Origin of the sequence: Streptomyces phyllanthi (assembly GCF_009377205.1) — a bacterium.
Lineage (GTDB): Bacteria > Actinomycetota > Actinomycetes > Streptomycetales > Streptomycetaceae > Streptomyces > Streptomyces phyllanthi.
Map to the genome: position 1 here is coordinate 1 of NZ_VJZE01000385.1, position 9,223 is coordinate 9,223.

General features: G+C 71.6%; 9 protein-coding genes and 1 pseudogene. 5 read left to right on the top strand and 5 right to left on the bottom strand.

Going from position 1 to position 9,223, the window contains the following annotated elements:
- Positions 1 to 86: 86 nt before the first annotated feature.
- On the bottom strand, positions 87 to 305 hold the full coding sequence (locus FNH04_RS35170) for a hypothetical protein (RefSeq protein ID WP_152789908.1): 219 nt from the start codon (positions 303 to 305) through the stop codon (positions 87 to 89).
- 39 nt (positions 306 to 344) lie between these two features.
- Here FNH04_RS35170 and FNH04_RS35175 point away from each other — a divergent pair, with 39 nt between their 5' ends.
- Positions 345 to 1,052, top strand: coding sequence for an AAA family ATPase (locus tag FNH04_RS35175; protein ID WP_152789909.1), 708 nt, complete (start codon positions 345 to 347; stop codon positions 1,050 to 1,052).
- A gap of 27 nt (positions 1,053 to 1,079) precedes the next feature.
- On the opposite strand, the gene FNH04_RS35180 is transcribed toward FNH04_RS35175, so the two are convergent.
- Positions 1,080 to 1,958 carry an aminoglycoside phosphotransferase family protein gene (locus FNH04_RS35180; RefSeq protein ID WP_152789910.1) on the bottom strand — a complete coding sequence of 293 codons (879 nt, stop codon included), beginning with the start codon at positions 1,956 to 1,958 and terminating at the stop codon, positions 1,080 to 1,082.
- 179 nt (positions 1,959 to 2,137) lie between these two features.
- Here FNH04_RS35180 and FNH04_RS35185 point away from each other — a divergent pair, with 179 nt between their 5' ends.
- On the top strand, positions 2,138 to 2,617 hold the full coding sequence (locus FNH04_RS35185) for a GNAT family N-acetyltransferase (protein WP_152789911.1): 480 nt from the start codon (positions 2,138 to 2,140) through the stop codon (positions 2,615 to 2,617).
- A gap of 26 nt (positions 2,618 to 2,643) precedes the next feature.
- On the opposite strand, the gene FNH04_RS35190 is transcribed toward FNH04_RS35185, so the two are convergent.
- A complete protein-coding gene (locus FNH04_RS35190) occupies positions 2,644 to 3,618 on the bottom strand; it encodes a zinc-binding dehydrogenase (protein ID WP_152789912.1) in 975 nt (324 codons plus the stop codon).
- A gap of 65 nt (positions 3,619 to 3,683) precedes the next feature.
- Positions 3,684 to 4,930: pseudogene (locus FNH04_RS35195) on the bottom strand (NAD(P)-binding protein).
- Positions 4,931 to 5,191: 261 nt separating this feature from the next.
- Between FNH04_RS35195 and FNH04_RS35200 the strand changes: the two are divergent.
- On the top strand, positions 5,192 to 5,881 hold the full coding sequence (locus FNH04_RS35200) for a pentapeptide repeat-containing protein (protein WP_152789913.1): 690 nt from the start codon (positions 5,192 to 5,194) through the stop codon (positions 5,879 to 5,881).
- Between the two features lie 472 nt (positions 5,882 to 6,353).
- Positions 6,354 to 7,049 carry a DUF4397 domain-containing protein gene (locus tag FNH04_RS35205; protein WP_152789914.1) on the top strand — a complete coding sequence of 232 codons (696 nt, stop codon included), beginning with the start codon at positions 6,354 to 6,356 and terminating at the stop codon, positions 7,047 to 7,049.
- Positions 7,050 to 7,053: 4 nt separating this feature from the next.
- Here FNH04_RS35205 and FNH04_RS35210 read toward each other — a convergent pair whose 3' ends face one another.
- A complete protein-coding gene (locus FNH04_RS35210; protein ID WP_322724751.1) occupies positions 7,054 to 7,554 on the bottom strand; it encodes a hypothetical protein in 501 nt (166 codons plus the stop codon).
- 15 nt (positions 7,555 to 7,569) lie between these two features.
- On the opposite strand from FNH04_RS35210, the gene FNH04_RS35215 reads away from it, so the two are divergent.
- A complete protein-coding gene (locus tag FNH04_RS35215; RefSeq protein WP_152789916.1) occupies positions 7,570 to 9,057 on the top strand; it encodes a M1 family metallopeptidase in 1,488 nt (495 codons plus the stop codon).
- Positions 9,058 to 9,223 lie beyond the last annotated feature (166 nt).

Below are 9,223 nucleotides of genomic sequence, written 5' to 3' on the forward strand. Positions count from 1 at the left end.
GGGTTGCCCCGGGGGATGGTCGTCGGCGGGGTGGGTATCCGGTGATCCGGTCGGCCCCTGCGTCTGCCGGGGTCCGTTCCCCGTGTCTACTGCTCTCTGATCTCGGACGCCGTCCCGTCCTTGCGGATCGTGACCGTGACCGTCGCGTTGCCGGTCTTCGCGGCCTTCTCCAGCTGGGCCTGCGTGCACTCGGTGTCCACCTTGCCCGTGGCGTCGCCGCAGATGCCGCCGGAGCCCCAGGCCTGCGTGTCGTAGGCCCCGAAGCGGGCGCGCTCGCCGACGTGGAGCTTGCCGGGGCGAGTCAAGGCGAGTCAAAGGGTGGGGCTGCGTGGAAGACTCGGCGCATGATCGTCGAACGCGCGTACGCACATGTGGACTCGTACGACGAAGGGGAGTGGCCGTGGTCGCTGCCCTGTGTGCGCGGGCTCCTCGCGGACGGGCTGCGCTTCACCGCGCCGGTGACGTTCCTCGTCGGCGAGAACGGTTCGGGGAAGTCGACGCTGGTCGAGGCCCTGGCGGAGGGCTTCGGGCTGGATCCCTGGGGTGGTTCGCACGAGTGGCGGTACGCCGGCCACCGCGAGAAGTCGAAGCTGGGCGAGCGCGTCCGCTTTGACGCCGCGCCCCGTGGACGGCGCATGCTCAGCAGCTGGTCCGCGCGCAAGGGCTTCTTCCTGCGCGCGGAGACGGCGCTGGACGCACTGGACCGGGAGGGGTACGCGCCCGACACGGTCAGCCACGGCGAGGGATTCCTCGCCGCGTTCCGGGGGGCGTTCCTCCACCCCGGGCTGTACGTGATGGACGAGCCCGAGGCGGCGCTGTCCTTCTCCTCCTGCCTGGAACTCCTCGGCCATGTCCACCACCTGGCGAAGAACGGCGGCCAGGTCGTCTGCGCCACCCACTCCCCGCTGCTCACCGCGTTGCCGGGCGCCGACATCCTCGAGGTCGGCGACCACGGCCTGCGCCGGGTCGCGTGGCGCGAGCTCGCCCTGGTCGACCACTGGCGCCGCTATCTCGACGACCCTCAGGCCTATCTGCGGCACGTTCTGGACTGAGGGCAACGGCCCCACGGGGGCTGCTCCCTAGGCCCGCAGCCTCCGCCCGATCTCCAGCTGCCGGGGATCCGGTTCCCGGCCGTCCTCGATGTCCCACAGGCAGTTCTGGAGGAGGCGGCCGAGGGTCCATGCGCGGGCGCGTGCGCGGTCCAGGGACAGGACGTCCGTCATCGCGTCGAAGCGCCAGAGGATCTCGTCGGGGTCGAAGCGGTTGTTGAGGGCGGGGTACAGGTCGAAGCCGGGATCACCGGAGAGGGGCTTGGGGTCGATGGCGAGCCAGGGGGCGCGTCCGGCGGCGAGGACGTTCTCGTAGTGGAGGTCCCAGTGGAGGAGGCGGTCGCCGGGTTCGTCGAGGACCTCCCGTACGGCGGCGGCGCAGTCCGCGAGGAGACGGCGGACGGCGGGGTCGGCCACCCGCTTCAGGGCCGCTGAAGCCCGGTCGAGCATCGCCGCCGCGATGCCGGCGAGCCCGCGCATGCCCTCCGGCGCCGGGAAGGAGGTCAGGTGGGCCAGCAGCCGGGCGATGACCAGCACCGCCTCACGGCTGTCGGGCACGTGGGAGAGCATCCGGGCCGGGTCGAGGCGCTCCAGCAGCATCGTGCCGGTGGCCTCGTCGTGGTCGAGGAGCCGTACGGCCCCGTCACCACCCCACACGCGCAGCGCGACCGGTTCGCCGACGCTCTCCTCGTCCGTCAGCTGGAGCTTCAGGACGGCGGGGGTGTCGTCCGGGCGGACCACCGGCACGACCAGGGCGCATACGCCGTACATCGACGGCCCGTCGACCCGCAGCCCCCAGCGGTCGAGGAACTCCTCCGTCATCCGGGGCAGCCCGGCGACGAACGCGCGTCCCGCCTCCCCGTTGAACTCACTCTGCGACGCGGCCAGCTCCGCCGGAACCTCGATCATCCTGCCGACCCTAGTTGCGCCCTCCGGCCCCGTCACGAGGACCGGTGGGCGGGCCGCCACCGAGGGAACGCCACCGAGGGAACGCCACCGAGGGAACGCCATCGAACGCCGCTGAACGCACGCGCTGAACGAACGCTGTCGACGATCGCCGAGCGCGGGTCCTGTGTGACACTGCGCCCATGATTCGCACAGCGACCCCCGCCGACATCCCCGTCATCCACGCCATGGTCCGTGACCTCGCCGAGTACGAGAAGGCGCTGGAGGAGGCGCGGGCCAGTGAGGAGCAGCTGAGGGAGGCGTTGTTCGGGGAGCGGCCGGCCGCGTTCGCGCATATCGCGGAGGACGACGCGACGGGCGAGCCGGTCGGGTTCGCGCTGTGGTTCCTCAACTTCTCCACCTGGCGGGGCGTCCACGGCATCTACCTGGAGGACCTGTACGTCCGCCCCCAGTCACGGGGCGGCGGCCACGGCAGGGCCCTGCTCGCCGAGCTCGCGCGGATCTGCGTGGAGCGCGGGTACGAGCGACTGGAGTGGTCGGTCCTGGACTGGAACGAGCCGTCCATCTCCTTCTACCGGGCGCTCGGAGCGCGTCCTCAGGACGAGTGGACGGTGTACCGGCTGACGGACGACGCCCTTCAGGCGCTGGGGGCACAGGGCTGACCGCTCCCCTGCCCCGAGGGAGAGGGCTACGGCACGAGGACCACTTTCCCGATCGTGCCCCGGTTCTCCAGGGCGCGGTGGGCCATGGCCGCTTCGGCGAGCGGGAAGCGCTGGACGGCAGGGGTGAACCGGCCGGCGGCGGCTTCGGCCAGGGCGCGGAGTTCGAGGGTGCGCAGGGGGTTCGGGCCGCCGGTCCGGTTCAGCATCCGAGGACCGACGACCTGTTCCGAGACGCCCTCGACGAGGTACGGCTCGCCGCCGTGGATGCCCTGCGCCGACCAGCCGAAGACGAGGTGCCTGCCGTCGGGCGCGAGGAGGGCGACGGACTCGCGGGCCGCCTCGCCGCCCACGCCGTCGTACACGACCGTGACCTTCCCCCGGTACGCGGCGACCTGCTCCGGCCACGCCGGGTCCGTGTAGTCGACGGCCAGGTCGGCGCCGTTCGCCCGTACCCGGGCCGTCTTCTCCGGGCCGCCCGCGAGGCCGACGACCGTGGCGCCCGCGTTCCCGGCGTACTGCACGAGGAGGGTGCCGATGCCGCCCGCGGCCGCGGGGACCACGACCACGTCACCGGGGCCCGGCTCGGCGAACTGCAGGATCCCCATCGTCGTACGGCCCGTTCCGACCAGGGCGACGGCCTCGGCGAAGTCCAGGCCGGCGGGCACCTCGTGGAGGCGGTCGACATCTGTGACGGCCAGCTCGGCGTAACCGCCCGGCGCGAACCCGAGGTGGGCGACGACGCGCCTGCCCAGCCAGAGGCCCGCGACGCCCTCGCCGAGGGACTCGACCACGCCCGCGACCTCCCGGCCCGGGATCGTCGGCAACGCGGCCGGCGCCGGGCCGGGCCCCTGGTGCCCCTCTCTGAGCACCGTGTCCAGGAGGTGGACGCCGGCCGCGGCGACGGCGATACGGACCTGGCCCGGACCCGGCTCGGGATCCTCGGTCGTCTCGTACGTGAGGTTCTCGGCCGGACCGAAGGTGTGCAGGCGGATGGCGTGCATGGGCGGGCTCCCAGTCGTGGACGGTGGGCTCGGGCTCGGGGTGCTGCAGGGCCCACCCTCCGACCTCAAGCTTGCTTGAGGTCAAGGGAGTCATGGGAATCAGGGGAGCTATGGGGGGCTCGGGCGCCGGTCCGGCGCCCGAGGGCCAGCGACACGGCCGTGAGCGCGCTGGTGAACGACACCTCCGAGAGCACACCGGGCGCCGCCACCTGGTCCCCCGCGAGATAGACACCGTCGCCCCGGTCGACGGCGGGCCGGTCGCGCCAGCTCGTACCGGGCAGGTCGACCGCGCCCGTACGGCCGTTCGCCGTGGCCTCGCGCCGCCAGACGACCCGCTCCCGCCAGCCCTCGAAGGCCAGGTCGAGGAGGTGCTCGGCACGGGCGACACCGACGGCACGGGACTCGCGCGGCCCGATCGGGAACTGTCCCTGGACCAGCTGCTCCCCTGCCGGGGCGAGGGAGCGGTCCTGGGCGGTGAAGCGCTCCAGCCAGCCGGGCGCGTCCAGATCGGACACGGCGAAGGCGTCACCGCGACGGGTGCGGACGGCCAGATCCACGAGGGCGGTACGGCCACTGGTCCACCGCAGCGAGTCGTCCCCGAGCAGCCGCCGGGCCGCGTCGAGCGAGGTGGCGACGATGACGGGTCCCCGGCCCTCGGGAATCGCGTCCACACGGGCGAGGGTCTCGACGCGTACGCCGAGATTCCAGGCCCGCGCCGCCATCCGGTCGACGACGCTCGCCCAGCCGCCGCGCGGGTACTGGGCCTCCGGGGGCAGTTTGGCGGCCCGGCGGAGCCGCTCCTGCACGAACGCGGCGGACAGCGATCCCGGGTCGTGGTGGAAGATCGCGACGGCCGCGTAGTGGGCCGCGGCCCGGGCGGCCTCCTCGCCCGCCTGTTCGGCGGCCCAGGCCATGAAGTCCATGTCGACGGGCGCCTGCTGGGACGTACGCCGACGCAGGAGCTTGAGCATCGCGAAGGGCGGGGTGCGCCGGAGGGCACCTTTGTGGTGGAGCCTGAGCCGGGCTCCCTCCAGGGGCGGGATCGGGGCGAGCGGGCCGATCAGGTCGCGCTGTGCGAGCCAGGTCCAGTGGGGGCCGCCGTTGTAGAGGGCGTGTGGGCCCTCGTTCGTCCGGTACGGCCCCTCGGCGGTCCGCGCCCGGCCGCCGAGGGTGTGATGGGCCTCGTACACGGTGACCTTGGCGCCCTCCCCCAAGCTCTCGGCTTCGCTCGAGCAGGGGGGACCCCCATGGCGGCGGTGATGGCCGCGGTGAGTCCGGCGAAGCCGCCACCGATGACGGTGATGCGGTGCATGGCTGGGGTCTCCCTCCTGCTCCGGGTGTTCTCTGTTCCGGGTCTGCTCTGCTCGGTCTTCTCTGTTCCGGGTCTTCTCTGCGCCGGGTCTGCTCTGCTCGGTCCTCTGTGCTCCGGGGCTTCTCTGCTTCGGGTTTCCCGGGTCACCAGTACGACCGATTGGGTGCGCCGAAATGTGACATCACCGTGGGATCGAGGGAGAAGTCGCAGGTCAGACGGGTTCGGCAGGGGACTGTCAGTGGTGGCGTGCAGCATGGGGACATGGCGAGGAGAGCAGCGGGCGGGACGGGCTCCGGCGGGGCAGGAGTGAAGCGTGCGCGGCGCCCGGAGGTGCGGTTGCCGCCGCTGGAGCCGTACGACGGTCCGGGGCTGGAGCCGGACGGAGACTATGACGGGCTGGAGTTCAGGGAGGAGGACCTCGCGGGACAGGAGGGCCGGGGCGCGCGTTTCATGGACTGCGCGCTCACGGGCTGCGCGCTGGACGAGACGCGGCTGCACCACGCCCGTGTGCTGGACTCCGTCCTCACCGGCATACGGGGCGTGGGCACCGATCTCGCCGAGTCGACCCTGCGGGACGTGGAGCTGGTGGACGCCCGGCTGGGCGGGGTCCAGCTGCACGGCTCCGTACTGGAGCGGGTCCTGGTCCGCGGCGGCAAGATCGACTACCTCAACCTCCGCAAGGCCCGCCTCAGGGACGTGGTCTTCGAGGGCTGTGTGCTCATGGAGCCGGACTTTGGGGGCGCCCGGCTGGAGCGGGTCGAGTTCGTGGACTGCGTACTGAAGGGGGCGGACTTCAGCGCGGCGGTGCTCACGGAGGTGGATCTGCGGGCGGCGGCCCGGCTGGACGTCGCGCGGGGCGTGGACCGGTTGTCGGGGGCGGTGATCAGCCCGGCCCAACTGCTGGATCTGGCGCCGTTGCTGGCGGCGCAGATGGGGATCCGGGTGGAGTAGGCGACGGCGACCCCGGGTGCGGGCCGCGGTGGAGTTGCGATCACGACGGAGCGGTCGGAACGTTGCTGTAAGGACGCTTCAGCCGACGTGTGTCCGGCGTTCCGGCGTTCCGGCGGGCGGGACCGGTGGGACCTGCGGGGCGCAGGCCGTCGCCGAGCCGGAGGACCGGACGCAGAACCGTGGACCGGGCATGTCACCTTCCGACGGCATGTCACTCGCTCGCCCGTCGCCCGTCGGCATGTCGCTTTCCCGTCGGAGACCCGGAAATCAACAGGTCCGGAAAGGCCGATCACAACAGGTCCGGAAAGGTCGATCAGAAGGTCAGAAGGTCAGAAGGTCAGAAGGTCAGAAGGTCAGAAGGCCGACCGTCCAGGCTCCGGGACACCGCGTCCGCATTCCCGCAACCGCCGTGCTCGCCGACGCCCGGCACAGGGGGCCGGCGCGGCACTGCGCCAGAGAAGGGACAATCCCCATGAGCGCGCGACTCACCAGGGCGGCCCTCGCACTCGGCGCGGCCGGGCTGCTGGGGCTGACGGTCCTGCCGGCCACCTCGGCCGGAGCAGCGCAGAACGCGGCACAGGAGAACGCCACGGTCACGGTCTTCCACGGCATCCCCGGGACGACCGTGGACGTGTACGCCAACGGCAAGAGGCTGCTGTCCGGATTCACCCCGGGCTCGCTGAGCTCCCCGCTCTCCCTGCCCGCCGACTCCTACGACATCGAGGTCTTCAAGGCCGGGGCCTCCCCCTCCGGAACTCCCGTGGTGGAGAGGACGGTCGAGGTGACCGAAGGCGCCAACGCCAGCGTGACGGCCAACCTGAACGTGAACGGCCGGCCGGCGCTGAACACCTTCGTGAACGACACGTCCAGGGTGCCGGACGGCCAGTCGAGACTGGTCGTACGGCACGTGGCGGACGCACCCGCCGTCGACGTGCGGGCGGGCGGCACTCCCGTCTTCAAGAACGTCCAGAACCCGGAGCAGGAGCAGACGGAGGTCGACGCCGGGTCGGTCAACGCGGATGTCGTGCTGACCGGTACCACCACGGTCGTCATCGGCCCCGCCACGCTGAACCTCGAATCCGGCGCCACCACCGTGGTCTACGCGTGGGGCAGCGCCGACGCCGAGAACCTGGCGCTCAAGGTGCAGCAGCTGAGCAGCACGAGCTGAATGCTCAACGCACCCTCGGGAACCGGGCCTCCAGTGTCCAGATCGCCGGATTCTCACGGAGCCCTTCGTGCAGGTCCGTGAGGTCGGCGATCAGGTCGTGCAGGAAGTCCCGGGCCTCACGGCGGAGTTCGGCGTGCGAGAAGGTGAGCGGAGCTTCCTCGGCCGGCACCCAGTCGGCTTCGATGTCCACCCACCCGAAGCGCCGCTCGAACAGCATCCGGTCCGTGGACTCGGTGAAGTCCAGCTCGGCCCGCTGGGGCCCGGCGGCCCGGCTGCCGCGCGGGTCCTCGTCGAGCCGCTCGACGATGTCGCACAGCGCCCACGCGAAGTCGAGCACCGGCACCCATCCCCAGGCTGTGGACAGTTCCCGGTCCTCCTTCGTGTCCGCGAGATAGACGTCCCCGCAGAACAGGTCGTGCCGCAGCGCGTACACGTCGGCGCGGCGGTAGTCGGTCTGCGGCGGGTCGGGAAAGCGGTTGGAGAGGGCGTAGCCGATGTCGAGCACGTACGCGATGGTGTCATGCCCTCGCGAGCGCCCTGTCCTCATAGGATCTCCGCTGTGCCCCGATCCGCCCCCCTTGTCACCGTCTCCGCCGCGCTGCTGGCCCTCTCCCTCTCCCTGTCCGCGTGCACCGGTGACAGCGGAGCGCACGGCGCCGCCCCCGGCTCCTTCGGTTCCCCCGGGCTGCGGGACCCGTACTTCCCGAAGCTGGGCAACGGCGGCTACGACGTCACGCACTACGCCCTGACCCTCGACTACGACCCCAACGGCCACCGCCTGCGCGGCACGGCCGTCATCACGGCACGGGCGGCACATGACCTGCGCGCGTTCAACCTCGACCTGAAGGGGCTGGACGTCGAGGACGTCACCGTCGAGGGCGAGGGCGCACGCTGGAGCCGGGCCGGACAGGAGCTGACCGTGCGTCCGGAGGACGAGGTCGACAAGGGGGAGAGGTTCCGGACGACCGTGCGCTACGCGGGCGCCCCGGAGGCGATCACCGACCCGGACGGTTCCGAGGAGGGCTGGCTGCGCACCCGGGACGGCGCGCTGGCCCTCGGCGAACCCACGGGCTCGATGGCCTGGTTCCCCGGCAACCACCACCCCTCCGACAAGGCGTCGTACGACATCACGGTCACCGTCCCCGAGGGCCTGCACGCCGTGTCCAACGGCGAGCCGGGCAAGGAACCGGTGCCGACGCGGAAGGGCCGTACGACGTACTCCTGGCGCGCCGCCGAACCGATGGCGAGCTACGTGGCGACGGTCGCGATCGGCAGGTACGGCATCCAGCGCTCCAAGACGCGCGACGGGTTGCCGGTGTACGTCGCCGTCGACCCCTCCCAGGCCAAGCAGAGCCGCAAGGTCCTCGCCCGTATCCCCGAGGTCATGGCCTGGTCGGAAGGCGTCTTCGGGCCGTACCCCTTCTCCTCCACCGGCGCGATCGTCGACCGCCCGGAGGACTCCGGGTACGCCCTGGAGACCCAGAACCGCCCCACCTTCCCCGGCGCCCCCGACATCGACCTCCTCGTCCATGAACTGGCCCACCAGTGGTACGGCAACTCCGTCACGCCCAGGTCCTGGCGGGACATGTGGCTCAACGAGGGCTTCGCCACGTACGCCGAGTGGCTGTGGCAGGAGGAACACGGCGGCGACAGCGCGCAGAAGACCTTCGACGCGCTCTACCGGGGCACCTACTACCCGGACCTCACCGACGACAGGGCCATCTGGGCCTTCCCGCCCGCCGAACCGCCGGACGCCGCGCACATCTCCGACAGCCCGGTGTACCAGCGGGGCGCCATGGTCCTCCACAAGGTCCGCCGGACGATCGGGGACACCGCCTTCCGCACGCTCCTCAGAGGCTGGGCGACGGAGCACCGCCATGGCAACGCGGACACCGGCGACTTCACGGAATACGCCGAGAAGCACGCGCAGAAGCACGCGCCGGGCAAGGACCTGAGCGATGTCTGGAAGGAGTGGCTGTACGGCGACGGAAAGCCGGCGAGGCCCTGAGGGTAGTTTTCGAACAGAGCTTTCGGACAGAGCTTTCGGACAGAGCTTTCGGGCAGAGCTCTCGGACTGGTCTTTCGAAGTGGTCTTTCGGAGTGAGTCACTCGAAGACCGAGGTGTCTCGGGGCGGCTCGTTGTCGTACGGCGGGGCGGACGAAGGGGGCAGGGA

Bases quoted from the DNA above. Each gene is read 5' to 3' on its own strand.
- FNH04_RS35215 (WP_152789916.1), top strand. From the start codon at position 7,570: ATGCCCTCGCGAGCGCCCTGTCCTCATAGGATCTCCGCTGTGCCCCGA.
- FNH04_RS35185 (WP_152789911.1), top strand. From the start codon at position 2,138: ATGATTCGCACAGCGACCCCCGCCGACATCCCCGTCATCCACGCCATG.
- FNH04_RS35200 (WP_152789913.1), top strand. From the start codon at position 5,192: ATGGCGAGGAGAGCAGCGGGCGGGACGGGCTCCGGCGGGGCAGGAGTG.
- FNH04_RS35175 (WP_152789909.1), top strand. From the start codon at position 345: ATGATCGTCGAACGCGCGTACGCACATGTGGACTCGTACGACGAAGGG.
- FNH04_RS35205 (WP_152789914.1), top strand. From the start codon at position 6,354: ATGAGCGCGCGACTCACCAGGGCGGCCCTCGCACTCGGCGCGGCCGGG.
- FNH04_RS35180 (WP_152789910.1), bottom strand. From the start codon at position 1,958: ATGATCGAGGTTCCGGCGGAGCTGGCCGCGTCGCAGAGTGAGTTCAAC.
- FNH04_RS35190 (WP_152789912.1), bottom strand. From the start codon at position 3,618: ATGCACGCCATCCGCCTGCACACCTTCGGTCCGGCCGAGAACCTCACG.